Annotated in this window: 23 protein-coding genes; 4 read left to right on the top strand and 19 right to left on the bottom strand. The window is 63.6% G+C overall.

Translation table 11 applies throughout. The features are described from left to right. The gene (locus SA496_RS12930) at window positions 1–921 is read left to right on the top strand and encodes a polysaccharide deacetylase family protein (RefSeq protein ID WP_120650866.1); all 921 of its coding nucleotides are present in this window, start codon (window positions 1–3) and stop codon (window positions 919–921) included. 4 nt (window positions 922–925) lie between these two features. Here SA496_RS12930 and SA496_RS12935 read toward each other — a convergent pair whose 3' ends face one another. The 7 genes from SA496_RS12935 to SA496_RS12965 all read right to left on the bottom strand — a co-directional run bounded on the left by SA496_RS12935 (window position 926) and on the right by SA496_RS12965 (window position 10,067). Further along, window positions 926–1,885, bottom strand: coding sequence for an HlyD family secretion protein (locus SA496_RS12935; protein WP_120650865.1), 960 nt, complete (start codon window positions 1,883–1,885; stop codon window positions 926–928). Window positions 1,886–1,888: 3 nt separating this feature from the next. Continuing rightward, on the bottom strand, window positions 1,889–2,242 hold the full coding sequence (locus SA496_RS12940; protein ID WP_120650864.1) for a DUF3302 domain-containing protein: 354 nt from the start codon (window positions 2,240–2,242) through the stop codon (window positions 1,889–1,891). 138 nt (window positions 2,243–2,380) lie between these two features. Continuing rightward, window positions 2,381–4,909, bottom strand: a complete 2,529-nt coding sequence (locus SA496_RS12945; RefSeq protein ID WP_330115533.1) for an efflux RND transporter permease subunit — start codon at window positions 4,907–4,909, stop codon at window positions 2,381–2,383. A 17-nt stretch (window positions 4,910–4,926) separates the two neighbouring features. Next, window positions 4,927–5,979 (bottom strand): WD40/YVTN/BNR-like repeat-containing protein, encoded by a 1,053-nt coding sequence (locus SA496_RS12950; RefSeq protein WP_120650862.1) that lies wholly within the window; start codon window positions 5,977–5,979, stop codon window positions 4,927–4,929. A gap of 68 nt (window positions 5,980–6,047) precedes the next feature. Further along, window positions 6,048–7,406 carry a DUF1329 domain-containing protein gene (locus tag SA496_RS12955; protein ID WP_120650861.1) on the bottom strand — a complete coding sequence of 453 codons (1,359 nt, stop codon included), beginning with the start codon at window positions 7,404–7,406 and terminating at the stop codon, window positions 6,048–6,050. A 40-nt stretch (window positions 7,407–7,446) separates the two neighbouring features. Beyond that, the gene (locus SA496_RS12960; RefSeq protein WP_120650860.1) at window positions 7,447–9,369 is read right to left on the bottom strand and encodes a DUF1302 domain-containing protein; all 1,923 of its coding nucleotides are present in this window, start codon (window positions 9,367–9,369) and stop codon (window positions 7,447–7,449) included. A gap of 134 nt (window positions 9,370–9,503) precedes the next feature. After that, entirely contained in the window at window positions 9,504–10,067 is a 564-nt protein-coding gene (locus tag SA496_RS12965; protein ID WP_280359491.1) for an RBBP9/YdeN family alpha/beta hydrolase, read from the bottom strand. Between the two features lie 364 nt (window positions 10,068–10,431). Between SA496_RS12965 and SA496_RS12970 the strand changes: the two genes are divergently transcribed. Next, complete coding sequence (locus SA496_RS12970; protein ID WP_120650858.1) at window positions 10,432–11,436, top strand: AraC family transcriptional regulator; 1,005 nt, start codon at window positions 10,432–10,434, stop codon at window positions 11,434–11,436. Between the two features lie 260 nt (window positions 11,437–11,696). Here SA496_RS12970 and SA496_RS12975 read toward each other — a convergent pair whose 3' ends face one another. The 8 genes from SA496_RS12975 to SA496_RS13010 form a co-directional block, all read right to left on the bottom strand. Then, window positions 11,697–12,707, bottom strand: coding sequence for a YeiH family protein (locus tag SA496_RS12975; protein ID WP_120650857.1), 1,011 nt, complete (start codon window positions 12,705–12,707; stop codon window positions 11,697–11,699). Then, window positions 12,689–13,039, bottom strand: coding sequence for a Rieske (2Fe-2S) protein (locus tag SA496_RS12980; RefSeq protein ID WP_120650856.1), 351 nt, complete (start codon window positions 13,037–13,039; stop codon window positions 12,689–12,691). Before SA496_RS12980 ends, SA496_RS12975 begins: the two co-directional genes overlap by 19 nt. After that, window positions 13,036–13,704: a DsbA family oxidoreductase gene (locus SA496_RS12985; RefSeq protein WP_120650855.1), complete on the bottom strand. Its 669-nt coding sequence runs from the start codon at window positions 13,702–13,704 to the stop codon at window positions 13,036–13,038. The genes SA496_RS12980 and SA496_RS12985 overlap by 4 nt, the downstream gene beginning before the upstream one ends. Then, on the bottom strand, window positions 13,704–15,005 hold the full coding sequence (locus tag SA496_RS12990; protein WP_330115534.1) for an MFS transporter: 1,302 nt from the start codon (window positions 15,003–15,005) through the stop codon (window positions 13,704–13,706). Before SA496_RS12990 ends, SA496_RS12985 begins: the two co-directional genes overlap by 1 nt. A gap of 113 nt (window positions 15,006–15,118) precedes the next feature. After that, window positions 15,119–16,171: a 3-keto-5-aminohexanoate cleavage protein gene (locus SA496_RS12995; protein WP_120650853.1), complete on the bottom strand. Its 1,053-nt coding sequence runs from the start codon at window positions 16,169–16,171 to the stop codon at window positions 15,119–15,121. A gap of 70 nt (window positions 16,172–16,241) precedes the next feature. Further along, window positions 16,242–17,090 (bottom strand): TauD/TfdA dioxygenase family protein, encoded by an 849-nt coding sequence (locus SA496_RS13000; protein ID WP_120650852.1) that lies wholly within the window; start codon window positions 17,088–17,090, stop codon window positions 16,242–16,244. Between the two features lie 11 nt (window positions 17,091–17,101). Continuing rightward, complete coding sequence (locus SA496_RS13005) at window positions 17,102–18,082, bottom strand: quinone oxidoreductase family protein (protein WP_120650851.1); 981 nt, start codon at window positions 18,080–18,082, stop codon at window positions 17,102–17,104. 232 nt (window positions 18,083–18,314) lie between these two features. Then, window positions 18,315–19,337, bottom strand: a complete 1,023-nt coding sequence (locus SA496_RS13010) for a hypothetical protein (RefSeq protein ID WP_330115535.1) — start codon at window positions 19,335–19,337, stop codon at window positions 18,315–18,317. A gap of 272 nt (window positions 19,338–19,609) precedes the next feature. Here SA496_RS13010 and SA496_RS13015 point away from each other — a divergent pair, with 272 nt between their 5' ends. Beyond that, window positions 19,610–19,936: a hypothetical protein gene (locus tag SA496_RS13015; RefSeq protein ID WP_120650850.1), complete on the top strand. Its 327-nt coding sequence runs from the start codon at window positions 19,610–19,612 to the stop codon at window positions 19,934–19,936. Between the two features lie 85 nt (window positions 19,937–20,021). On the opposite strand, the gene prpD is transcribed toward SA496_RS13015, so the two are convergent. Beyond that, the gene (gene prpD / locus SA496_RS13020) at window positions 20,022–21,506 is read right to left on the bottom strand and encodes a 2-methylcitrate dehydratase (protein ID WP_120650849.1); all 1,485 of its coding nucleotides are present in this window, start codon (window positions 21,504–21,506) and stop codon (window positions 20,022–20,024) included. 152 nt (window positions 21,507–21,658) lie between these two features. Here prpD and SA496_RS13025 point away from each other — a divergent pair, with 152 nt between their 5' ends. Further along, entirely contained in the window at window positions 21,659–21,802 is a 144-nt protein-coding gene (locus SA496_RS13025; protein ID WP_162945806.1) for a hypothetical protein, read from the top strand. Window positions 21,803–21,980: 178 nt separating this feature from the next. On the opposite strand, the gene SA496_RS13030 is transcribed toward SA496_RS13025, so the two are convergent. The 3 genes from SA496_RS13030 to SA496_RS13040 form a co-directional block, all read right to left on the bottom strand. Next, window positions 21,981–24,416, bottom strand: a complete 2,436-nt coding sequence (locus SA496_RS13030; RefSeq protein WP_120655187.1) for a TonB-dependent siderophore receptor — start codon at window positions 24,414–24,416, stop codon at window positions 21,981–21,983. A 116-nt stretch (window positions 24,417–24,532) separates the two neighbouring features. Next, the gene (locus SA496_RS13035) at window positions 24,533–25,504 is read right to left on the bottom strand and encodes a FecR family protein (RefSeq protein ID WP_330115536.1); all 972 of its coding nucleotides are present in this window, start codon (window positions 25,502–25,504) and stop codon (window positions 24,533–24,535) included. A gap of 83 nt (window positions 25,505–25,587) precedes the next feature. Then, entirely contained in the window at window positions 25,588–26,079 is a 492-nt protein-coding gene (locus SA496_RS13040) for an RNA polymerase sigma factor (protein WP_153921843.1), read from the bottom strand. Between the last annotated feature and the right edge of the window lie 15 nt (window positions 26,080–26,094).

Consider the following 26,094-nt stretch of genomic DNA (forward strand, 5'->3'; position numbering starts at 1 on the left):
GTGGAGCGCGATCTGCTCGGCTACGGCGGCAAGCCGCCTCATCCGCATTGGCCGGGTAATGCGCGGGTGGCGGTACAGTTCGTCCTGAACGTCGAAGAAGGTGCCGAATCCTGCATGCTCAACGGCGATGTCCAGTCGGAGGCCTACCTGCACGAACTGCCGGGCCGCCCCGTGCGCGTCGGCGAGCGCGACCTCAGCGTCGAAGGCCTTTACGAGTACGGCTCCCGCGCGGGTGTTTGGCGCATCCTCGACCTGTTCAACGAGCGCGGGTTGCCGCTGACTGCCTTTGCCGTCGGTCGCGCCCTGGAACTGGTGCCACAGATCGGCCATGCCTTGCACAACGGCGGCCACGAGGTGGCCGGACACGGCTATCGCTGGCTGGACTATCGCGAGGTCGCTGAAGACGAGGAACGCCGTCACATCCAGCGCACCATCGAACTGATCGAGCGCATTTGCGGCCGACGCCCGCTGGGCTGGTACACCGGCCGCGTGAGCGCCAACACCCGCCGGCTGCTGCGCGAGGAAGGCGGCTTCCTTTACAGCTCCGACGCCTACAACGACGACCTGCCCTACTGGCTGCCCGGCTCGCCGCCGCACCTGGTGATCCCCTACACGCTGGTCAACAACGACGCCCGTTACCTGATGCCCCACGGCTTCGCTTCGGGGCAGGACTTCTTCCAATTGCTCAAGGACGCCTTCGACTGCCTGTGGCGGGAAGGTGCGCGGCAGCCAAAGCTGATGAGCATCGGCCTGCATGGCCGGATCAGCGGCCACCCGGCCCGTGCCATGGCCCTGGCGCGCTTTCTTGAGCATGTGCAGGGACATGACGGGGTCTGGGTATGTCGGCGGGAAGACATCGCCCGGCACTGGATCGCCGAGCATGGCTATCAGGCGGGAAGCCCCGGGGGCAGCCCGCCATAGCGCATCAGTGGAACGGGAAGATGTAGTTCATCCAGGCCGCCATGCGCAGGAGGATCTTGCGCATGATCGCCACATGGTGGAAGTGCTTGCTGTAGAGCGCTGCCTGGCCATAGGCGCCACCGGGCATCTGCGCAGCGTACTCGGCGTAGGCCGGATCGGTGATCTCGATGAATACCGGCACCCTGCCCGGAGGTGGCGAACCGGTGTAGCTGATCAGGGTCCCGGATGGTTGCACCTGACCTTCGCCGATCACCCCGATCACCTGCTTCACCGTGCCCGAGAACACCTTTCCGGGGATGCCGTCGAAGGCGACTTCCGCCTCGTCACCCACACTCAGGCGCAACTGGCTGTTCTGGCGCATCCAGGCGATGAAGTAGAAGCCTTCGTCCGGGATGAAGACCATTGACGGACGCAGCGGTAACTTCACCGCACGCACACCCGCCCGCAATGACACGTGGGTGACGAAGCCCTTGCTCGGCGCCCGGACCACGGTGCTTTCAAGGTTGAATTTGGCGATATTGAGTTGGGCCTGCAGGTCATCCACGCGTGCCGTGGTGAGATCCACGTCGCGGCGGTTGCCGACATTGCGCGCGGCCAGCTCACGGGCGCGGGACTGGTCGGCACGGGCCGACACCAGCTGCGCCTGGATGGATTTGACCTTGTTCTCGAATGGCGTCGGGTCGATGCGAAACAGCACATCACCCTTCTCCAGTGGCTGGTTGGCCCTCACCGGCACTTCGGTTACCAGGCCGGACACCTCGGGCACGATGGGCACCGAAACGAAGTAGGTCCGCGCCACCTCCGAATAGGGGTGGTTGTAGTTCATCAGGAAGATCAGCGCACCGATCAGCACGATGCCACCCAGCACGGCGGTGGGCACGCTCCACTTGTTCAGAGGAATCTTGAATATCTTGAAGATGGCAACGCAGAACGCCGTGTAGGTGAGAATCAGCAACAGATCCATGGCTCAGCCCTCCTTCCGCTCGGCTTGCGGGGCCGGGGCGCGTCCTTCGAGATGCTCGATGCGCTGACGCAAATCCGCCAGTTCCTTCGCCAGGTCGACATCCTGGGAGGAGCCCGACTTGCCGTGGTCGAAGCCCCAGCCACGGTCCTCGCGGTACAACATGGCCCAGATCCACAGGAACGGCCACAGCGCGTGGAGGGTGAACAGACTCACCCAGCCGGCGGCGTGGATGGCGTCCTGGTGCGGATGGTTACGGTGTACGGCAATTTCATAGGGAATGTCGTGGAGAACGATGATGCCGTAGAACAGCACGATCCCCACGAAGAAGAGAATGCCCAGCGCGAAGTAATCAAGCATGTTGTTGTGTCCTGAAAGACGCCCCTTACAACATGGAGACAGGGCGTCGGTAAATCCGAAACGGCATCGCCGCCGGCCGCAAAGCGGCGGGCGGCGATCCCCCGTTTCCAGATTAGTCCAACTTCCTTCGCTTGATGGTCAGGGCTGCACGGACTCCATCTGGCCGCTCTGCACCGTCTCGCTGACGGGGCGCGCGACCGGCTCGTCGACCGGGCTCACCGGCCGTGCCGCTTCGCCGTGCTCGCGCAGCAGGAAGTAGGACAACGCCGGGATCAGGATCAGGGCACCGATCATGTTCCAGAGGAACATGAAGGTCAGCAGGATGCCCATATCGGCCTGGAACTTGATGGGCGACCAGGCCCAGCACACCACACCAGCGGCCAGGGTGATTCCCACCAGCGCCACCACTCGTCCGGTAAAGGACACTGCCTTCTTGTACGAGGCCGACAGCGACAGTCCCTGGCGTTGGAATTGCAGCTGCACGCTGAGTAGATACAGCGCGTAGTCGACGCCGATGCCAACCCCCAGGGCGATGACCGGCAGCGTGGCAACCTTCACGCCTATGCCCATCCACACCATCAGTGCCTCGCAGAGCACCGAGGTGAGTACCAGCGGCAGCAGCGCCACCAGGGTCGCGCGCCAGCTGCGGAAGGTGATCAGGCAGAACAGCGTCACAGCCAGGTAGACATAGAACAGCATGGTGCGGTTGGCTTCGCGCACGACGATGTTGGTCGCCGCTTCGATGCCCGCACTGCCCGCCGCCAGCAGGAACTGGCGATCCTCGGTGCTGTTCTCGGCGGCAAAGCGTTCGGCGATCGCCACCACTTCATCCAGGGTCTGCGCCTTGTGGTCCTTGAGGAAGGCGATTACCGGCATCAGCGAGCAGTCGGTATTGAACAGCTCAGGCGTGTTCACCGAAGCCTGCTGGGCGGCGTAGTTCAGCACATCCTGATTGCGTTGCAGGCTGAGGAACTTCGGGTTGCCCTCATAGGTGCCGGCGGTGATCTGCCGTACCGCGTTGGCCAGCGAAGAGGTCGCCTGCACGTTCGGATGTTGCTGCAGGGCCCAGGCCAGGCGGTCCGCCTGGATCAGGGTCTGGTAGTTCAGGCAACCTTCCGGCGCCGTCTTCACCATCACCGCGAACAGGTCGCTGGACAGCGCGTAATGGCTGGTGATGTAGGCGTTGTCGCGGTTGTATCGCGACTCCGGGCGCAATTCCGGTGCGCCGGCGTCAAGGTCGCCGATCTGCAGGTGCTGGCTGACCATAAATCCTCCTATGCCCAGGGCGAAGGCCAGGCAAATGGTGGTCAGGGCCCAGCGCTTCTCGGTGAAACGGTCCAGGAAGTCCCAGATATGGCCGAAGCCTTTGTGCGCTGCGGCATTGGTGTCGATACGCAGTGCACGTTCGGCGGCCTTCTTGCCCACACCAACGTAGGACAGCGCCACCGGCATCATCAGCAAGGTGGTGAGGATCAGCACCGCAACGCCGATGCTCGCGGTGATCGCCAAGTCCTGGATCACCGGGATATCGATCAGCATCAGCACGGCAAAGCCGACGGCGTCGGCCAGCAGCGCGGTGACCCCGGCAAGGAACAGCCGGCGGAAGGTGTAGCGCGCCGCCACCAGGCGGTGAGTACCGAGGGCGATGTCCTGCATGATCCCGTTCATCTTCTGCGCCGCGTGGGACACGCCGATGGCGAAGATCAGGAACGGCACCAGAATCGAGTACGGGTCCAGCGCGTAACCCAGCCAGGCCACGATCCCAAGCTGCCAGACCACGGCCAGCAGTGAGCAGACGATCACCAGCAGGCTGCTGCGCAGGCAGCGGGTGTAAGCCAGGATGATGAAGAAGGTGGTAACCACGGCCAGGCCGAAGAAGGCCATGACTCGCATCAGGCCATCGATCAGGTCGCCCACCAGCTTGGCGAAGCCGATCACGCGGACCTTGATCGGGCCCTGCCCTTCTTCACCCGAAGCTTGCGCCTTGCGGTCGCCTCCGTATTCGAAGTGCAGCCGCAGCTTTTCTTCCAGGTTGCGCGAGAACTGGTGATAGTCCACACCCTGGCTGCCAGCGGTAGCCTGGTCCAGCAACGGCACCACCAGCATGGTGGACTTGAAATCATTGGCCACCAGGCTGCCGACGATGCCGGCGCGGGCGATGTTCTGCCGCAGTTGCTCGATGCTCGCAGGCGAGCCGTCATAGCCATCAGGCATGACCGGACCACCCTGGAAGCCTTCCTCGGTCACTTCGGTCCAGCGTACGCCGGGTGCCCAAAGGGATTTCATCCAGGCGCGATCGACACCGGCAGTGAGGAACAGCTCGTCATGCACCTTTTTCAGCGCGTCGAGGTAAGCCGGGTCATAGATGTCGCCCTCGGTGTTCTCCACCACGATACGCACACTGTTGCCCAGCCCGCGCAGGGCCTTTCGGTTTTCCAGGAAGTTCTGGATGTAGGGATGGCCCTGGGGAATCATCTTCTCGAAGCTGGGCTTGAGTTCCAGCCGCGTGAAAGCCATGTAGCCCAGCAGCACTGTCACCAGCAGAATGCCGATCACGAACGGCAAACGGTGGTTGAACACCATGCGCTCCAGCAGATTGCCGCCGCGCGCATCGAAGTCTTTCAGATCCCGGATAACCGGCATCGCCTCTTGTTTCATGCCACCCATGTGGGTATGCCTCGCATTTATTCTTGTTTTCCAGAAACCACGGGGCGCTGGCTGATGCCGCGCGCGCCAACCAGCAGCAGGCCGTTGTCGCTTGACGCCAGGGCGCCGTAGACAGGCACTGGCTGGCCGATGTCCAGGGGCTGGAAGCTGGCGCCCTGATCACTGCTGGCCAAGGCCTGACCAGTCTGGCCGAACAGGTAGAGCGTGCCTTGGGCGTCGCGCGTGGACGCGGTGATGCTGCTGTTCAGCCCGGTCTTCACCGCTGTCCAGCTGGCGCCGGCATCAGTGCTTCGGTAGGCGTGTCCGCGCAGGCCGTACGCCAGTACCGCGCCAGGCTGGGCGCTGATACCGAAGAAGCTGCCCTGATAGGGCGACTGCAGGGCCTGGAAGCGCTCACCACCGTCGTCGAGGCGCAACAGCAGGCCTTGCTCCCCGACAATGTAGAGATGCTCGCCGTCGCTGGTGATGGCGTTGAGGTGGTAGCCGGACGGGTTGTCGGTACGGTCGGTCCAGGGCTCCCAGCTCTGCCCGCCATCGCGGGTGCGGAAGATCAGGTTGAAGGCACCCACGACGAAACCATTGCGTTCATCGCTGAACCAGAGATCGAGGAAGGGCTTGTCGGCGCCTTCGGTCTCGATGCGCTTGCCCTCTTCCAGCCATTGCCCGGCATCAGGCCGGGCGCTGTAGTAGTCCTGCATGAGGCGACCGAGCTGGCGACCATCGAGCTGCTTTACCCAACTGGCACCACCATCGCTGCTGTGCAGTACGACGCCGTCATGGCCTACGGCCCAGCCCTGCTTCTCCGTGGGGAACTGCACGGCATTAAGGTCGGAGCTGACCGGCACGCTGGCCTGGGTCCAGCTTTGGCCCTGGTCATCGGAGTAGAGAATGTGACCACGCTGGCCTACCGCGACCAGGCGCTGGCCGGCCTGCACCAGGTCGAGCAAGGGGCTGCGTAGCGCCAGTTCGCTGTGCTGCGCCGGCAGTTCGAGCACATCCACCAAAGATGCGGCGTGGGCATTACCCGCCATCAGGGCTATGCCCAGGGCGATGAACTTGAAAGAAATCATCGGGACGTCCTCTGAAAAAAAGGGGTTGTCGCTCCCCCACACTCAAAGGGAGCGACAACCAGCCTGGCTTAGCGAATGCCAGCGCCAGCCAGGGACTCGGCTGCCCACTGAGCCTTGGTCAGCGGGTCGATATAACGGATGCCGCCGTACGGGCCAACGATGCCGTTGATGTTGTAGGAGTTACCCACCAGGTCGTAGATCACGAACGGCGTGGTATCCGGTACTTGCTTGTCGTAGCTCTGGCTGAGGAAGGCGAAGGAGCCACGGTAGATCTGCCCACGGGCGTCGTACTGGTCGGAGGCCAGGGCCACCCAGCTGTCTTCGTCGAGGTAGAAGCGACGCTTGGCATAGATATGGCGGGCGCCGTCCTTCAGCGTGCCTTCGACGACCCAGACGCGGTGCTTCTCCCAGCGCACGTAGTCAGGTGCCAGGTGGTTGGGGGTGGTCAGGGTCTTCGGGTCCTGGGCGTAGGTCAGCTTGTAGGTGTTGTAGGGAACGATCAGTTCCTGCTTGCCCACCAGTTTCCAGTCATAGCGGTCCAGCGCACCGTTGAAGACGAACACGTCGTCGTAGGTGCCAGCACCGGCGGTTCCCGGGTTCGGGGTGTCGTAGGCCAGGCTCGGTGCCAGCTTCACGCGGCGCTGACCGGGCAGGTACTGCCAGGCGCGGCGCGGTTGCTCGACAGCGTTGGCGGCGTCCTTGAGCATGATCGCCTCGCCAGCGCGGCGTGCCGGGCCCGAGTAATACAGCTTCATCTGGTAATAGACGTCGGTGTTGGCGATGGGCTTGTTCAGGTTTTCGTAGATCGGGTAGTTGATGAAGGCCTGGCCGGTGGTGGCGAGGGTCGCCACGCCGGCAGAGTCGACGTTCCAGGAATCGTACTTGGAGTTGATGGTCACACCCTGGTAGCGCAGCAGGTGGTTCCACATGGCTTCAGCGCCCGACTGCGGAATCGGGAAGGGTACGCCCGGGAGTACGTTGTCGAGGGCCAGGCCGCCATTGCCGGTCTTGGCGCCGGTGGCATTCTTGACCGCGTTGTCCAGCACCGCCTGGGGCATGGCCACGGTCCGGTGGGTCGGGTAGACATCCACGCGGAAATCCGGGTAGCGCTTGGCCAGTTCCACGGTGGTGGCACTGAGCTGGTTCTTGTACTGGTCGACGTTCTTGCCATCGATCACCAGCAGCGGTTTCTCGCTGGCGAAGGGATCCGGACGCATGCTGTCGCCAGCCTTGAAGCCGGCCGGCGCGGTGGTCAGGCCACCCTCATAGGCCGGGATCGAGCCATCTGCGCTGGCGGCCTTTTCGGCGCCGACCAGGGTCAGGTTGTTGCCCAGCTTGGCCGCTTCATCAGGCGATACGGCGGCAAGGGAAGTGCTGGAGAAGGCCACCGCGAGGGAAGCCGCCATCAGAGTTTTCACGAATTTCATCTCGTTGTTCTCCTGCTCGGGTCACGAGCGGTGCGGAATGTCAGAAGGTGGTCTTCAAAGTCAGGTAAACCGCGCCACGGTCTTCCGTGGTAGCTCCGCCGCCGGAGAAGGAGGAGTAACCCCCGGCATAGCAGGTGTAGCGCTGCGTGGCATCCAATGCGTTAGGAGTCGAGCCGTCGGTGGCACCGTTGGTGCACTTCTTGGCATCGCCGAATGAGTCCACGTACTTCAGGTCGACGAAGTACTGGTTGTAGATAGCCGCGCCGATCCCCACGGAGTAGTTGCCGGTGTCTTCGGCACCACCACCCTGGACCGGAGAGACGCCGTCCAGGCCGACGTTCACCGACATCGGCGCGGTCATGTCCACGCCCGGGAACACCTGGTACCAGGTGGGCGTGAAGTTCACTGCGACGCCCCAGTTGTCGCGGGTTGGTTTGTCGATGCCACGGTAGGTGTCCTTGCCCTTGTAGAGCGCCTCGTTGTGGCTATCGAGTTTCAGCAGGTTGCTGTAGTAGAGCTCGCCCAGCAGGCTGGCCGCGTCGAACAACGGCGTGTCACCGATGGTCATCAAGCCGTTCAGGGTCCAGTGCAGCGTGTCGCCGGTGGCGCTCATGCTGTCGCCGCTGCTCGGCAGATCAGTGACCACGCCGGAGCCCGGAATACGCGCCGGCAGCAGGCCGAGGCCAGCTGCGAGGCCGCCGGGGCCGGAGGCACTGACAATGGCCGGGATGCTCGCCAACGGCATGTTGTGGCGGATGTTCAGGTCGCTGGCGACGCTGATGCCGCCGAACTCCTTGGACAGGCTCAGGCCAAAGATGTCGATGTCGTCGCCGTATGCGAGCTTGTAGTTGGTGGTGCTGATGGACCGCTGCACGTTGGCGATGGGGCCAGCCGTGCCCCTGGCGGTCAGACCGGTGCCGTCGAGTACAGCCTGCGGCAGGATTTCCGCGGTCTGGCGGTAATAGGCGCCGACCGTACCGTCCAGCCATTCAGGGGACCACTTGAGCATCAGGCCCCAGTCACCGCGTTTATCCGGGGTGATGTCGTGGCCACGGCGAATGTTGGTCAGGGTGCCATTCGCTCCGGCCAGGCCGGGGCCGCCCGTGTGGCCGAGGATGAAGGACTGGGCGCCGAAACCCACCACGTCGGAACTGCCGTAGTAGGTGCCGGCCTCAGGCAGGCGTGCGGCGTCCCAATCGAGGAAATACTGGGCAGCGACGGTCAGTTCGGGGTTGATGGTGAAGGACGCGGAAATCTGGTTGCGCGGAACGAACAGCTCCTTCGCCTCGGTGCCCGGCGCGGCGGCGAGCTTCGCCAGGTCCAGGCCGGACTGGCCGTAGCTGATGGCATGCACCGGGTTGAGGATGGTTTCGCCCCAGTACACGTTGTGCTGACCGGCCTTGACGCTGAACATCGACTCGTCGCCGATTTCGGTGCTGTAGAACACGAACGCGTCGAGGATTTCGCCGGACGGGCCGCTGTAGTAACGCTGGGCGTAGTTGGACAGGTGCGGGCTACCGAGCACGGCATTGTTAGTGCCAGGCTGGCCGGCGATGCGAGAGAATGCCTCGTTGCCGTTGACGAACGGGTTGGAGTTGGAACCGGTGTTGTCGTAGGCCTTGTCGTACCAGCTGGCGGCACTGACGCGGAAGCCCTTGTTGCCTTGGTGGATCACGTCCAGTTCGGTCAACAGGTCGACGCGGTTGGTGATGTTGGTGCCGGAACGACGGAAGTTGTAGTCGCCGTCGTTGTTGTTCGGCGTAGCCAGCATGCGCTTGTCTGCGCTCTCGGTGCGAACGCCGTAGTTGTACTTAACGGTGTTGTCGAAACGCACCGACCAGTCCGGATTGCCGGTGTCGACTTCCATGGCCTGTACCGCGGCTGGCGCGCCGATTCCGGCGGCGATCGCCGACGCGAGCAGGCACCTGCGCAGGTTCAGGTTGTGATTGTTCTTGTCTTTCATGCGTTGGCTCCGCTTTTTGTTGTAATGGCTACCGCAACCGCTGCTGTGCTCCTTGCCTGGTCAGTGCGCAGCCGGTTGCATGGCCGCGCGCCGCTTTCGCCGGACTCCCCGGCCGAACTCATCTGGTTTGCGTATCAGCGATCCAGTATCTCGATCAGCTCATGGGCATCAGGCCATTCGCCGTAACCGGAGGCAGGATTGAGATGGCCGACCTTGCCCAGTTCGACCAGGCTGGCTTCCCAGTCGCTGGCCAGCTCGCGGACGGCGTCCAGGCTGGCCAGGTGGTCGTCGTCACTGGCACACACAAGGGTGGGGAACGGCAGCGGCTGACGCGGCAGCGGGGTCCAGCCATTGGCGTGCAGGGACTCGGGGCTCGGGTAGTTCGCCGGCCAGGTGGCGTCGAGGTCCGGCGGCGTGGCCAGCAGGGCACCCTTGATCGGTCGGCTGTAGCGAACCGCCCAGTGCGCCACCATGAGCACGCCGGCACTGTGGGCCACAAGGATCACAGGGCCGTCGATCTGCTCCAGCTCACGCTGGATGGCTTCGACGCGGGCCGGCAGGCTCAGCTTGTCCTGCTCCAGTGGAGGTACGCTGCGAACTTTGGGCAGTTGTGCGGCCAGCAGGGTCTGCCAGTGTTCTGGCACGTGATCCCGCAGGCCGGGGACGATAAGGATGGTTGCGCTGTCGTTGTTATTCACGTCATCACCCTGTTGCCGCAATCGCGACTGGAGGAACTTGGTGATGCAAACAGTAGAGATGCGGGGGGGTGGTCGCTTCTCATAGAACGTCAGCCTCTTCGCATTTCATGACAGGGCCGCCCTACCCCCTTTGCTGTCCCGCCCGGCGGCCACGCCCGTCATCCGTGGCGCGCGCTGTTTTCCAGGAATTGGCTTTACTTTCATCTGCCGCAAACGAGGAACGGGACCGGCGTTGTCATCAAAGAGAAATTCGAAGACCATCGTCGACGACAGACTCACTTCGCTTTAAACGACAAGAACAGCTGGCGCGCGCCTACCAGCGCAGCCCTGGCACAACGACAGCGTGGCGATCGACATGACCCCAATGGTTCGCGCAGCGGCCCTGACCAACTACATCGAAGTTGCCCAGCACCTGGGCCTCAACCCGCAACAGATGTTGCGCCAGGTCGGCCTGAGCCAGGCGCTGGTGGACAACCCCGAACAACGCTTGCCTACTGCGGCCGTTGCCAACCTGCTGGAAGCATCCGCTCGCGCCTGCAATTGCCCTACCTTCGGCCTGCGCATGGCCGAGTCCCGCCAGCTCTCGGACTTTGGCGTCATCAGCCTGCTGCTATCCCACCAGCCGACCCTGCGCGACGCCCTGGAAACCATCGTGCAGTACCGTCACCTGCTCAACGAATCACTGGCCCTGTTCGTAGACGAGGTCGGCAAGACGGTGGTGCTGCGCGAAGAGATCATCACCGACCCGCCGGTGCCCATCCGCCAGGGCATGGAGCTGGCCATCGGCGTGCTGTTCCGCATGTGCAGCGCCCTGCTCGGCTCGGGCTGGCGCCCGCTGGCGGTGAACTTCAGCCACGACGCCCCGCCGGACCTGCAGCTGCATCGACGGGTGTTCGGCTGCAAGCTGGAGTTCGGCAGCGAGTTCAATGGCATCGTCTGCCAGGCCGCCGACCTCGACAAAGCCAACCCCCTGGCAGACCCGGCCATGGCCCGCCACGCCCGGCGCCTGGTGGAAACCCTGCCCGGCGCGGCCCAGCAATCGACCCTGAACGACGTGCGCAAGGCCATCTATCTGCTGCTGCCGATGGGCCGCGCCACCATCGAACAGATCGCCCAATCGCTGGGGATGAACGTGCGTACGCTCCAGCGTCGCCTGGAAGACAGCGAAGTAACCTTCTCCGACCTGATCAACGAAGTGCGCCGCGACCTGGTGCTGCGCTACATGGAGAATCCGCGCTATTCCCTCTCACGCATCGCCGACTTGCTCGGCTACTCGGTGGCCAGCTCCTTTACCCGCTGGTTCACCACCCAGTTCGGCATGGCACCGGCGGCGTGGCGGCGTGAGCATCAGGTGAAGGCGGAGGAGTAGTCCGCTTCTGTAGGTTCGTGTTGAACGCAGCGAAGCCCAACGTTTCCCGAGAGCCCCGTATTGGACTTCGCGAGCGGCGCTCGCTCCCACGCCAACTGCCCCAGCCGCCCAATGAAAAAAAGGGGCGAATGCCTCCCTGCATTCACCCCTTCACGCCAAAAAAAAACCGCGCTACGAAGTCCGTCGCAAAAGACTTCGGCGCGGTGAAAGCCCGCTGTGGCAGGCATCGATGACCCCCTCACGGGAGCAGGAGTAAAGCTTCAGAACCCCCAGTGCAGCATTGCCAGCACCAGGGCGGCGAGGAACGCGGTTTCCCCGACCATCAGCAGGATTGGCTTGATGCCTACCGAGGCCAGGTCCTTGAGTTGGGTTTTCATGCCCAGGGCACTGATGGCGATCACCAGGCACCAGCGCGACAGTTCGTTGCCGGCCTCTTGCACCATCGGCGGAATCACACCCGTGCTGTTGATCGCGGCCAGGATCACGAAACCCACCGCGAACCAGGGCAGCAGCGGCGGCCGCTTGCTGCCCGGCTCGGCGCCGCGCATGCGAGTGATCATGGCGGCGCAGACAATCACCGGCAGCAGCATCGCTACGCGCATCAGCTTGACCACGGTGGCGCTGTCGCCGGTTTCGTGGGACATGCTGTAGCCAGCGCCCACTACCTGGGCCACGTCGTGAATGGTGCCGCCGATGAAGAAACCGGCATGCAATGGCGAGAGCCCAAGGACCTCGGCAATCATCGGGTAGAGGATCATCGCCAGGGTGGACAGTGCCGATACGCCAATCACGGTGAACAGCGTCGCGCGTTCCTTCTGCGGGTGGCTGGGCAGTGCCGCCGCCAGGGCCAGGGCTGCCGAAGCGCCACAGATGGCAGTGGCGCCGCCGGTGAGCAGGCCGAACAGGCTATTGAAGCCAAGCAGACGCGCCACTGCGACTGACACGAGGATGGTAACCACCACCAGTGCCACCACCATGGCGACTGGTTGCCAGCCGAGCGACGCGATCTGTTCCAGGGTGATGCGGATGCCCAACAGTGCCACGCCAACCCGCAGTACTTCGCGGGCGGTGAACTCGATGCCGGGCTTGCATGCGCCGTCGGTCGCCAGGAAGTTCACCGCGAGACCCAGCAAGAGGGCGAAGAGCATCACCGGAGCACCGTAGTGCTCGGAAAGGAAGGTGGCCGCCGCGGCGACCACGGCGCTGACGATCACACCGGGCATCAGAACCCGTGTGCGCGATCCCAGCGCGGTTATTGCTGTTGCAGACATACGATTGATTCCTGCGGACGCGGCCGCGATAGATCGATGAAACAACGGCCCTGCTGCAGCTCCACCGCATAGGTGGCAACACCAAAACCGCTCACGCCAGGGACGCACCCGGTGGCCAGGTCAAAGCGCAGGCCGTGGGCCGGGCAGCGCAGCAGACGTCCCTCCAGCCGACCGCTGAACAACGAGGCGCCGTTGTGTGGGCAGCCTTCGTCGATGGCGTAGATCTCGCCGTTCTGGTTGAACAGCACCAGCGACTTGCCGTCATGGCGAAACAGACTGCGCCCACCCACGGGCGGCAACTTTTCCGCGGGTACTTCCACACACTGGCTCATGCCCGACGGGCCTCCGCCAGCGGACGCAGCTCCAGTGCCCGTTGCAACTGGGCCAGCATCAACCATGGCGGCTGGGCACCGGCCAGGGACGGGCGCTCGTCGATCGTGAAGGACGGCACGGCCTGGTTCGCCGGAACCACCTCACGCCCGACAAAGGGACGACCATCGTCGAACAGCACCGCTTCGAGGCGACGCGGATCGAAGCCGCATTGCCTGGCCAGGCGCAGCAACAGCTCGCTGCTGCCAATGTCCTCGCCGTTCTGGAAGTAGCTGGCGAACAGGCGCTCCAGCAATGCGTCGACCTGACGCGCACTGCCCTGCTCCGTGGCCAGCGCCAGCAGGCGGTGCGCGTTGGCGGTGTTGGGCATGGTCGCGATGCGTTGCAGATCCACATCCACGTCAGCGTGGTAGGCGGCTTCCCGTACCTGTTCCTGGCGCGCGCGCACCATCTCCTCACTGCCGAGCCGCTGCAGGTAGAACTCCATGAAGGGCACACCCTGGGCCGGCAGGTCAGGCAGCAGTTGTACGCCTTTCCAGCGAAGCTCGACGGCGACATCCAGCCGCGTCGCGGAGAGTTGGCCCAGAGCCTTCTCCAGGTTGCGCTTGCCGATCAGGCACCAGGGACAGATAAAGTCGAAAGTCATTTCGACCAACAGCGGTTTCATTAACGTTCCTCACTTGCCATCAGCGGCGAGAGCTTCTGAATGTCCTTCTGGTAGTGGCGCTTGCCGTACCAGAACACCAGGGCCGCTGCGATGCTGATCAACGGAATCAACTGGAAGGCGCGATCCAGGCCGAAGTGGTCGGCCAGTACGCCAGTGACATAGGGTCCGGGCGCCAGGCCAAGCAGGTTGTTGGCCAAAGTCAGGGTGGCGAACGCGGTGCCATGGATCGAGTAGTGGGTCAGGTTGGCGACCATGGCGCCGGCTGGGCCGGACGTGCCGGTCGCCACCAGCATGGCCAGGGCGATGGTTACCAGCTGTGCTACGCCGGGTGCCATCTGGAAGGCCACCGACAGCAGCACGCAACTGATCAGGCAGTAGGCGATGGCCAGGGCGATCTTGCGGTCCGGGGCATTGCGGCACAGGCGATCACTGAGAATGCCGCAGACGATCATGCCGGCACCGCCGGTGAGCACGATGATGGCCGCGACAGCACCGGCCTTGTCGGTGCCCATCTGGTAGTAGCGATTGAGGTAGCTGGGGAACCACACCATCACCGCTGCACCGACGAACAGCTGCAAGCCGCTGCCGACGTAGGCGGCGATCACCGAGCGGCTGGCGAACAGGGTTTTCAGTGGGCGGCGGCAAGGGAACTCGTCCGTTGCGCTCGGCGCCGGCAGCGGACTACCGATGCGCGACTGCTTGACCACCAGCGGATAGACCAGCGCCAGCGCCAGGCCGAAGACCGCCATGCCGGCGAAGGACCAGCGCCAACCCAGGTGTTGTGCCAGGACGCCGCCCAGGGCCATGCCCAGTACCGAGCCGAACATGCCTCCGGCCATGAAGGCGCCAGTGATGGTGGCGCGCATCTCGCGGGGGAACACCGACAGCACCACTGCGATGCCGACACTGCCATAGGCCGCCTCGCCCACGCCCACCAGGAAGCGGGCGATGAACATATGCTCGTAGTTCTTCGCCAGGCCGCAACCCAGGGTTGCCAGGCTCCAGAGCATGGCCATCAACACCAGGCTCTTCACTCGCCCCCAGCGGTCCGCCAGAAGCGATAGCGGGAAAGTCAGCAGCCCCACCATCAGCGCGACGATGCCGCTGAGCAGGCCAAGCTGGGAATCGGTGAGCGTCCATTCGGATTTGAGCAGCGGGAATACTGCGTTGAGCACCTGCCGCGACATGTAGTCGGAAATCAGCAGGCCGAACGTCAGGGCGAAGACTACCCAGGCGTAGGTGCGGGGGACGTGCACGGCCGATTGATCGAAATCGGCGGTGGCAGCGGAATGAAAGGCCATCGCGGTTACCTTGAATCTGTGCGTGTAGTTGTTTTTGTCACGCTAGCTGGCGGAAGCGCGGTTAGCGCCCCGCCGGGGCCGACTTTGTGGGCCGGCCCTTCTGGCTACGCCGGTCAGGTACGCATGGGCACGTGTTTCTGACCCGGCTGGCGGTTCGGTGCCATACCGTTCATGCGCAGGGTCTCTTCCACGTCCTTGTACTCGACGCCGATCTTGTAGATCTCGCGCGCTTCCTTGCCGGACGCGATTTCGCGACCCAGTTCGTGGGCGATGCGCACGGTCTGCTGGATCTGCTGCACGGACGAGAAGCGCTTGCCGTGCTGGTCGATGATGGTGTCCTCGATGCCGACACGCGGGTGCAGGCCCATCGCGAGCGCCATGGTGTTGAACGGCAGGACGTTCTTCAGCAGCGACTCGGCGGTGAGGGTGCCACCGTTCGGGGCGCGGTGAATGAAGTTGAAGAAGTTGAACGGGTTGGGGCCATCGAAGCCGCCACCAATGCCGATCCAGGTCAGGTTCAGCGGACCCTTGTAGACACCCTTGCGCACCAGGCGCTCGAGGGTTTCCAGGGCATGCATGCCGGTAAGCTGGAAGTGCGGCTGGATGCCGTTGGCCATCAGGCGCTTGAGGTGTTCCTCGACCCAGGCCGGGCCGGCAGGCACGGTCATTTCGCTGTAGGCGGCCTGGTAGACCGGGTTCTCCAGGGAGGTGCCTTTCAGGTACTCCGGATAGAGCAGCTCCATGATGTTCATCTGGGTGGTGTTGATGGCCACGGTGACCTGGTCCGGCTTCGGAGTCAGTTCGGCCAGCATGTGGCGGGTGTCGTCGGACAGCCACTTGGCTGCTTCACCTTCGCCCTCGGGGGCGAAGGAGATGGAGCCGCCCACCTGGATGATCATGTCCGGCACGGCTTCACGCACACCGGCGATCAGTTCATTGAACTTGGACAGGCGCTTGGACCCGGTGCCATCGAGCTCACGCACGTGCAGGTGCAGCACAGTGGCGCCCGCTTCATAGCAATCGACGGCTTTCTGGACCTGCTCGTCCATGGTCACCGGGATGTCTTCCGGGAAGTCTGCCGGCATCCACTCGGGGCCATAGGGCGCCACGGTGATGACCACCTTTTCCATATTTTCAGGGTGCAGGGAATCGTCGAAGAATTGCATGGTGGGTGTCCTCGGTAAGTTCTTGTTCAGGGGACCCCGGCCGGATAGTTCCGGCCGGACGGATCAGTGGTCAGAAAGTCTTGTCGCCGATGATTCCGGCGCGTTCCATCTTGCGAACGCAGGGCGGGTAATCCATCACGGCGTAATGCTGGGTAGAGCGGTTGTCCCAGATCGCCACGCTGTTCTTCTGCCAGCGCCAGCGCACCTGGTATTCCGGGATGTAGGCCTGGCTGACCAGGTAGCGCAGCAGGTCGCTGCCGCCCATGCTGTAGTCCTGGCCGTAGCGCACGCGCTCAGGCGTGTGGAAGTTGGTGAAGTGGGTGGCGAAGGCATTGACGAACAGCACCTTCTCGCCGGTTTCCGGGTGGATGCGCACCACCGGATGCTCGGCGTCCGGGTACATGGCCTTGAGCGCCAGGCGCTTCTCGGCGGGCATGGCCGCACCGAAGCTCGCTTCGATGCTGTGGCGGGCGCGCAGGCCCTCGATACGCTGCTTCACGTCTTCAGGCAGCTTTTCGTAGGCCAACGCCATGTTCGCCCACATGGTGTCGCCACCGACCGGCGGGCACTCCACGCAGCGCAGCACGCAGCCCATGGGCGGTGCGTCGCGCCAGGTGGCATCGGTGTGCCAGGCGTTCTCGTAGCGGTCGTTGGGCTGATCCGGGTCCTTGTAGATACGGACCAGGCCCGGGTGTTCCGGATCGCTGCCGGCCACCGGATGGTCTTCCAGCTCGCCGAAGCGGCGGGCGAAGGCCACGTGCTCGGCACGACTGATCTTCTGGTCGCGCAGGAACAGCACCTTGTGCTTGAGCAGCAGCGCCTTGATTTCGGCGAACAGGCCGTCGTCACGGGAAGCATCGCCCAGGTTCACACCGCTGATTTCGGCGCCGATGGCGCAAGTAAGTTGCTCGACTTTCATGGCCAGCGACCTCAGATGACGAAGATGGACGAACCGGTGGTCTTGCGCGATTCAAGATCCCGATGGGCCTGGACCGCATCTTCCAGCGCGTAGTGCTGGTTGATATCGATCTTGATGCGACCGCTGCCGACGTGATCGAACAGCTCGCCCACCAGCTCAGCCTTCTCCGCCGGGTCGGCAATGTAGTCGGCCAGGGCCGGACGGGTGACGAACAGCGAACCCTTCATGGCCAGCAGGACCGGATCGAAGGCCGGTACGGGACCCGACGCAGTACCGACGCACACCAGCAGGCCGCGGCGGCGGAGCGAATCCAGGGACGCGTTGAAGGTGTTCTTGCCCACGCTGTCGAACACGACGTCGACGCCGCGGCCACCCGTCAGTTCACGCACACGCTGGGCGATGTCTTCTTCGCTGTAGTTGATGACGTGATCGCAGCCATGGAAGCGGGCGACTTCCGCCTTGGCCTCGGTGGACACGGTGCCGATCACGGTCAAGCCGAGCAGCTTCGCCCACTGCGAGACGATCAGGCCGACACCGCCGGCAGCGGCATGCAGGAGGATGCTGTCGCCTTCCTTGAAGTCGTAGATGCGACGCATCAGGTAGGCGGAGGTCAGACCGCGCATGGTCATGGCCGCGGCGGTTTCGAAGGCGATGGTCTCGGGCAGCTTGATCAGCGGCGCGGCAGACACCAGGCGCTCGGTGCTGTAGGCGCCGAGCGTGTTGAGGAAGCCGGTGTAGGTGACCCGGTCGCCCAGGGCGACATTGGTCACGCCCGCGCCGACCGCCACGACCACACCGGCGGCTTCGACGCCAATGCCGTTGGGCAGCGGAATGGGATAGGTACCGTTGCGGAAATAGGTGTCGGCGTAGTTCAGGCCCACGGCGACGTGGCGAATACGAACTTCGCCCGGACCAGGATCAGCAACCTCGACCTCTTCATAACGAAGTACTTCCGGCCCCCCAGCTTCATAAAACCGAACCGCTTTGGCCATGCCTTATCTCCAATCTGGATTCTTGTAGTCGGGTCACGGACCCATGGATTGGACTCTAGGCATCCCCCCCTGCGGCTGCTTCTCATAGGGCGTCAGCTGCTTCGCATTTCGTGACAGGCACAACCGCGCAGCGGAAAAGCACCGGTCGCGCCGCGAAACTCAGTGGTGCAATCGGTGTTCGACAGGTGGAATCCAGGGAGTAGCGCCAGCCCCCGGCCGACGAATTGGCAGGTTACTCGGCAGGCATCACTCGCGGCAGCGGCTGGAACTGGATGGGCTGGGTCCTGATTTGCGTCAGGCTGCCTTCCACCTGCCCGGACAAGTGGATCACCCCGGCCATCACACCCACTTCCGGATTGCGCATCATCTCCAGCCATTCTTCGTCGAAGGCTTCGTTGAGGCTCTTGCGCAAGGTGGCTTCACGATCAGCCCGCCCTTCCTCGTGGAGCATGGCGCTCATACCAGTGAAGCCAAGGGACAACACAGGACCCGCGACTCGCCCCATGAAGCTGGTGACGACACTGGCGGCACCGCTGGTAGCCAATTCCGACTCCAGCTGCGCGCTGGTGTCGCGAGTGATGCGCGACAGCCCGTCATCGGTAGTCCAGGCGCCGGCGCCGCTCGGCGCATTGCGAATCCGGTCCATGAGCGAGGCATAGGCCGGCAGTTCCTCCAGCGGGTCAGCCCTAAGGACCTGGTAGAGGGAGGCACTCTTGCCCGGAGGCGCCATTTCGATGGCCGGGATCTGCTGTAAATGCTGGTTGAACTGGTCGCCGGGCACGCCGAAACGCTGGGGTATCAGTTGCAGGCGTTCGTCGAGCTGCTGGATGTAGGTACGCGTGGTCTGCTCCATGATGTCGTCCGGATCCAGTTCGCGGGCAACCGGCTGCAGCACCTGCTCGTCGTATTCCTCCTGCAGGTAGGCGGCCAGCCGGTTCACCGTTTGTTCCCGTTCGCCGTCGGAGCTCAGGCGATACCAGCCCACTTTCATGCTCAGCCACTTGCGGGTCCAGAAACTGGAGAACCAGGGGAGGAACTCGCTATCGGTTCGCTGGTAGATCAGGTCCATCCAGTGATCCATGGAGTCCTGGGCGTAGCGACGGGCCTGGCTGGTGGCGGCAAGCGAGGCGGCTGCGATGTCCCGGTCAACTTGTCGCCAGGTGGCCTGGGAGACCACCACCGGAGGTGGTACCGGTTTCGACGCGCACCCGCCGAGCGTCAGCGCAAGGATGACGATCAACATCGAAAGCAGCATACCCGGGGTTCCGAGGAGCCTGCCGGGCACCTGTTCCACTCGGATTCCAAGGGGAACTTGCGCAGCGCTCATGAAGGTTTGCCCGCCCCGTGGGCCAGTCGGCCCAGGTTCCATAAGTATAGGTATGACCACCCTCCCCCGTACCTCGTTCGGACGCGCTGCACCACGGAGCAAAACTGCCGCCGCGCGGTCTTAATCGTCGCCAGGTCGAGTATCGCGATGAGCGCGTGGTCACTGGCCAACTCCAGTCGTATCGGAATCGAGGTAAAGCAATGAAAACAGGCCCGCTAGTGGGTGTGTTCATTCTGGTCGCAACCCTTGCCGGCACCGTGCAGAGTGCCCAGGCCGACCACAGACGGGACAGGGATGATGGCCGGGTCGAGCACTACCGCGACGGCCCCTGCCGGGTGAAGGAGATTACCGACCGCGGCTACTACCGGAAGGTCATCCGCTGCCCGGACGGACGCGGCAAGACCTGGCGCCGTGGCGACTGGCACCGCGACTACCGTGACGGTCCCTGTCGGGTACGCATCGACGCGTCCAGAGAAGTCTTCGACAAGGAAAAGGTGTGCCGCGGGCGCGACCATTACGACGATTGATGCGACTGCATTGGAGCCTCGCAGGTGAATAACCGGCGAGCCCCGCCAGGGAGTTCCGGTCCGGGCTCCCTTCACACTGGGTCATCTAGCCAACGAAGAGTTCCACGAAACGGTCGACCGGCATCGCCTCCAGGGCCGCCTGGTCCTTGCACAAGGTCAGGATTTGCGCGCAGCGATGGGGGGCAAAGCGGGTCGCCAGGCTGGCCTTGTACTTGTTTTCCAGCAACGGCATGCCCTCATTGCGCCGGCGACGATGGCCCATGGGGTACTCAACCTCCACCTTCTCGGTGTGACGGCCGTCCTTGTAGAAAACCTGCACGGCATTGGCGATGGACCGCTTGTCCGCCTCCAGGTACTCACGGCTGTAACGTGGGTCTTCGACCACCTCCATGCATTCGCGCAGGCGGTCGATGATCGGATGGGACTGGTGGAAGTCATCTTCGTAGTGCTCGGCCGTCAGGTCGCCGTAGGCCAGGGCAACCGCAGTCATGTACTGCAGGCAATGGTCGCGGTCGGCTGCGTTGGCCAGGGCGCCTTCCTTGGAAATGATGCGAATGGCCGATTCCTGGGTGGTGATGACGATGCGGTCGATCTCCGTGATGCGATTGCGCACCAGGGGGTGCAACCGCACCGCCGCTTCGCAGGCTGTCTGGCCGTGGAATTCGGCGGGATAGCTGACCTTGAACAAGATGTTTTCCATCACGTAGCTGCCAAACGCCTGCGGCAGGCTGAAGTGGTGTTTTTCCAGTGGCTTGGTGGCCAGGTCCTTGTTGGTGTGGCTATAGGACACGTCGTAGAAGCCCCATTGGGGTGCACTGAGCACGCCGGGGACACCCATCTCGCCCCGCATGGCGATATCGGCCAGGCGTACTCCCCGACTGGTGGCATCACCCGCCGCCCACGACTTGCGCGAACCGGCATTTGGCGCATGGCGGTAGGTGCGCAGGGCCTGGCCATCCACCAGGGCATGGGAGATGGCCGAGAGCATCTGCTCGCGACTGGCACCCATCAACCAGGCGCAGACGGCGGTGGACGCCAGCTTGACCAGCACCACGTGATCCAGCCCGACGCGGTTGAAGGAATTCTCCAGGGCCATGACGCCCTGTATCTCATGGGCCTTGACCATGGCCTCCAGCACCAGGCGCATGCTCAGCGGCGACTCGCCCCTGGCCACGCGCCTTTGCGACAGGTGGTCGGCCACCGCAAGGATGCCACCCAGGTTGTCGGACGGGTGCGCCCACTCCGCTGCCAGCCAGGTGTCGTTGAAGTCCAGCCAACGGATCATCGCGCCAAGGTCCCAGGCCGCTTTGACCGGGTCCATCCGGTAGGCGGTGCCCGGCACCCTTGCACCCTGGGGAACCTGGGTACCTTCGACCAGTGGTCCGAGCAACTTGGAGCACTCGGGAAAGCGCAATGCCATCAGTGCGCAACCGAGGCTGTCCATCAGGCAGTTGCGGGCCGTGTCCAGCGCCTCCGCAGACTCCACCCGGTAATTCAGCACGTAGTCCGCAATGGTCTCGATCACCGGGTCGTAGGGTGGTCGCTGGTTCAGGTCAACGTTGCTGCTCATGGCCCTGCCTCCTTGTGGCGATGGCTTCCAGTCTAGGCCCTGCCTTGGCAAAGGCAGCGTCCAGCCGATGAAACCCGCCGGGCGACCAGTGGCCAGCGCGATACGCCACCATGTGCTGGGCTTACGAGACAGAGAAACCGGAGGTGCCCGTGATGAACAGCGACCCCAACGTACGCACGCCCGCGCCCAAACCCCAGGGCCCGAGCCAGCCGCCGGAGCAGGTTCCGGCGGCAGACGTGAAACGCATCAGCGACAAGGCGCCGAGCAAGGACAAGAAGCCGGATGATTGGGACTGAGACCGGCTGGGGGATGGATTTCCGGTGGGGGCGAATTCATTCGCCAGGCAGACCAAAGGTCTGCCCATCGGTTTGAGGAGGGAGTTGCTCGACGCAGACTGGCTAGAGCACGGGTTCTACTGTGGGAGCGAGTTCACTCGCGATTGAAATCGCCCCACAGGAGAATCATGCCCTCGCGTCAGAACCCTACGCTGGCCTGGATGTACCAGGTGCGCGGCTGGCCGACGTAGATGCCCGCGTTGTTGTCGCTGGAACGGGTGAAGTACTGCTTGTCGAAGATGTTCTTCACCCCCACACCCAGCTTCAGGTTGGACAGCTGTTCGCCAAAGTCATAGGCACCGCGGGCGCTCCAGGTCACGTAGCCGGGGATGTCGCCGAACTGGCCATCGGCGGTCGGTTCAGTGATGTAGTCGCCGGTGAAGTTGCCGTTGGCATCGATACCGGTGCCCGGTGCGCGTTGGCCGGACTGGGCGTAGCCGTCGAAGTTGTAGGTCCAGCGATCGACCTGGTAACGCAGGCCGACGTTGGCCACATGACGCGAGTAGAACGGCAGGTCACGGGTCTTGAAGCCCGGGATGTCGCCTTCGTAGGTGGCACGGGTGAAGGTGTAGGTGCCGGTCAGGCTCAGGCCGGAAAGCAGTTCATCCAGGTTGTAGTGGCCGGACAATTCCAGGCCCTGGTGCTTGGTGGCGCCCAGGTTGGTCCAGCCCACGTCGTTGCTGATGTACTGCAGCTCATGGTCGAAGTCGATGTAGAACAGCGTCGCTTCGCCGCCCCAGGTGTCGCCGTTGTAACGGGTACCGACCTCGTAGGTCTTGGCCTTCTCAGGCTCCAGGCCATTGGCAGTACTGTCGCCGATGCCGCCCTGGCCGATCTGGAAATACTGCAGGCTGCCGAACGAGGTCTCGTAGTTGGCGAAAAGCTTCCAGGCATCGGAGAGGTGATACATCACGCTGATAGCCGGCAGCGGCTCGTTGTAGTCCTTGCTGCGGTTCTTCTCCTGCACCGGCACACCGTTGGTGCCGCGCACCGGGCGGTCATGCCAGTCGGTGTTGATGCTCTCGAAGCGCACTCCGGGGGTGATGGTCCAGTTGCCGACATCGATCTTGTCGTCGATGTAGAAGGCATTGGCCTCGGTTCCGCCGGTGCGGTCCTGGTAGACGTGACCGTCTGCCGATGGGCCGGTAGTGGGCGTCGGCACGTTGTTCACCAGACGCACGCGGCTGGTCTCTTCGTGCATGGCTTCCTTCAGGTAGCGATAGCCAACACCCACTTCGTGAGTGCTGTCACCGGCGAAAAAGATGCGCGAAACACGCGGCTCGAAGCCGTAGGTGTAGTAGCTGCGCGGGAAGGAGCTCAGGAAAGCCTTGTCGCGGCTGGCGATATGGCTGCCACGGAAGCTGTCGCTGTAGTAGGTCAGGACTTCGAACTGGGTGACGTCGTCGATCTGGCGCAGGTACTTCAGCGAGACGTCCTTGCGACGGCCACTGAAGTCATCCCAGTCGCGGTCGGACTGGAATGGGTTGTCATCGTACTGCGCCTGGGTGAGGCCGCCCGGCATGTCGGCGGTGGCATCGTAGTAATGGAAGTTCAGCGAGATGTCGTCCTGCTCGGTAGGCGCCCAGTGGGTCTTGAGCATGACGTCGTCGATGTCGTTGTTGTTGTTGCCGTCGCGGTAACCGTCACCGTTCACGCCCGAGTAGAGCAGCGCGGCGCCGATGCCGTTGTCGGCGGTACCGCCGAGAAAAGCGTTGTTGAGGTACTTCCAGCCACCGTGGGCGGTGTCTTCCATGGTGGTGCCGACTTCGCCGGAGAACTTCTCCGGGATGGCGCGGGTCACGAAGTTGATTACGCCGCCAACGTTCTGCGGGCCATAGCGCACGGAGCCAGCGCCCCGGACCACGTCGATGCTGTCGAGGTTACCGATGGAGATCGGTGCCATCGACAGCTGCGGCTGGCCATAGGGAGCGAAGGCGGCCGGCACACCGTCGATCAGTACAGTGGAGCGCGGGGAAAGACGCGAAGTCAGGCCGCGCACCCCGAGGTTGAGGGCAATATCGCTGCCGCCGGTACCGTTGGACTCCTGGACCTGCACGCCGGGTACCGCGCGCAAGGCGTCACGCACGTTCATTGCGCCCTTCTCGACCATCGCCTCGCGGCGCACCACGGTGCGGGCTCCGGGATGGTTCTGCACCACGGCATCTTCGGCAGTACCCAACCAGTCACCTACGACGGTGATGCTCGAAGCTGGCAGTTCCATGGCCGAAGCGCCCTGCTCTTCGCTGGAGACGCGACGCAGGATGGCGGTACCGTCGGTGAGGTCGAAGGTCAGGCCACTGCCTTGCAGCAAGGTCGCGAGGACTTCTTCCGGCAGCAGGTTGCCATCCACTGCGGGAGCCTGCTTGCCGGCCACCAGGTCAGGGCTGAAGAACAGCTGTAGCGACGTCTGCTTGCCCAGTTGCCCCAGGGCCCCGGCCAGGGATTGCGCGGGAATATGGACTTCAGTGCGCTCGGCAGCTTCAGCGCCGAGGCTGCCGACAGCCAGGGCGATGGCCAGGCTCAGGGGCAGCCAGCGTTGTGTGCGGGGAGTCTTGCGGGAGGAATCTGGCGACACAGCTTGTTGCGTTACTTCGTTGTTCACGTTCGTCCGGTCCTGAAAGAAAGCGCCCTGCACTTCACTGGGCGCAAAGAGTCGGACGAGAAGACGAACGACAGAAGAAAAACCTGAATCTAAAACGGAATTATTTCGCTTGAACCGTCAGGCAGGGTCCTGACCTTGACCGGAAGGATGCGCGGAAGGGCCGCCAGCAAGGCGTTTGTATCATCGGCGCGGAACACGCTGGAGAAGCGCAAATCGGCCACTTCCGGCATAACCCTCAGGGGTAGTTCCCGGTAACGGGACACCTCTTGCGCCACTTCTGCGAGCGGCACGTCATTGAAGATCAGCTTGCCCTCGCGCCAGGCGGTAATGCTCGCGATATCGATGCGCTGCACAGGCCCGACCACGCCATCTGCCGCCACCCGGACCCCGTCACCGGCCAGCAGGGGACGGCTGGCCTCGCCCTGTTCGCCCGCGACCAGCACTCGCCCCGACTCCACGGCCACGCGCACGCCTGACGCATCCCGGCGAACATTGAAACGAGTGCCGGTGACGGTGACGCGACCTGCTCCGGCCTCGACCACGAAGGGGCGTGCCTTGTCCGGCGTCACGCCGAACATCGCTTCGCCGGCCTCCAGGCGCACCAGCCTGCGGTCTGCGCTGTAGATAACGGTGATACGGGTGCGTCCATTGAGGTCGAGGGTCGAGCCGTCGGCCAGGGTGACCTGGCGGCGTTCGCCTAATTGGGTTGCGTAGCTTTCGCCCCGTAACGAGAACGGATCGAAAACGTAGGTCGCGCCGCCCGCCAGCACCACACTGGCCGCTGCGGCAAGCGCGCCTTGCAGGAAGCGCCGGCGCGACCGCACCGGTAAAGGTCGGACTTCTGCGGTGCAGAGCTCACGCAAGCGTTGCTCGGGAATCAGATCGGCGGCGATCCACATCCGTTCCAGCAGGCGGTACTCGGATCGGTGCGACGCATCCGCCGCCAGCCAGGATTCAAAGAGGCGGCGTTCGTCGATGCCCTGCTCGGGGTCGCGGTTGCGACTGAACCACCGGGCGGCTTCATCGCGCACCTTGCAGTCGGCGGAATCGGCTTGCTTCATCAGGCTGCCATCCAGATGGCGGGAATCAGGCTGCGGTTGGTGTCCATGGCTCGGGGCTTGATGCCCTGTGGGGTGGTTCCGGTTCATGTGGCGCTCAAATCCAGGCGCTCACGCAGGTGACGAATGGTGCGGATCATATACCGCTCGACCATGTTCCTGGATAACCCCAGGCGCTCGGCGATCTCGGCCTGGCTCAGCCCTTCGAGCTTCTGCCAGACGAACACCTGGCGGCAGTTCACCGGCAATTCGGCCAGGGCCTTTTCGATGGAATCCGCCAACTGGACTGCGTGCATATAGGATTCGGGATCATCCTTCGACTCATCGCCGTCACCTGCGATGTCCACCTCCAGTTGGGCGCGACGTTCCTCGCGGCGGAAATGGTCGACCGCAATGTTGCGGGTCGTCTGGTGGAGGTAGGCACGGGGCTGCTTGACGTTTTCCTGCTCGGCCTCCAGCACCCGGACGAATGCATCGTGGGCGAAATCCTCGGCGCGATGGCGGCTTCTCAGTCGGCGGGTCCAGGTGCCGATGAGCTCTTCATAATGTTCGAAGAATCCGTGTTCGCGCTTGCGCATCTAGGGGATTGGGAG

This window comes from Pseudomonas sp. JS3066, from assembly GCF_036328175.1.
Taxonomy (GTDB): domain Bacteria; phylum Pseudomonadota; class Gammaproteobacteria; order Pseudomonadales; family Pseudomonadaceae; genus Metapseudomonas.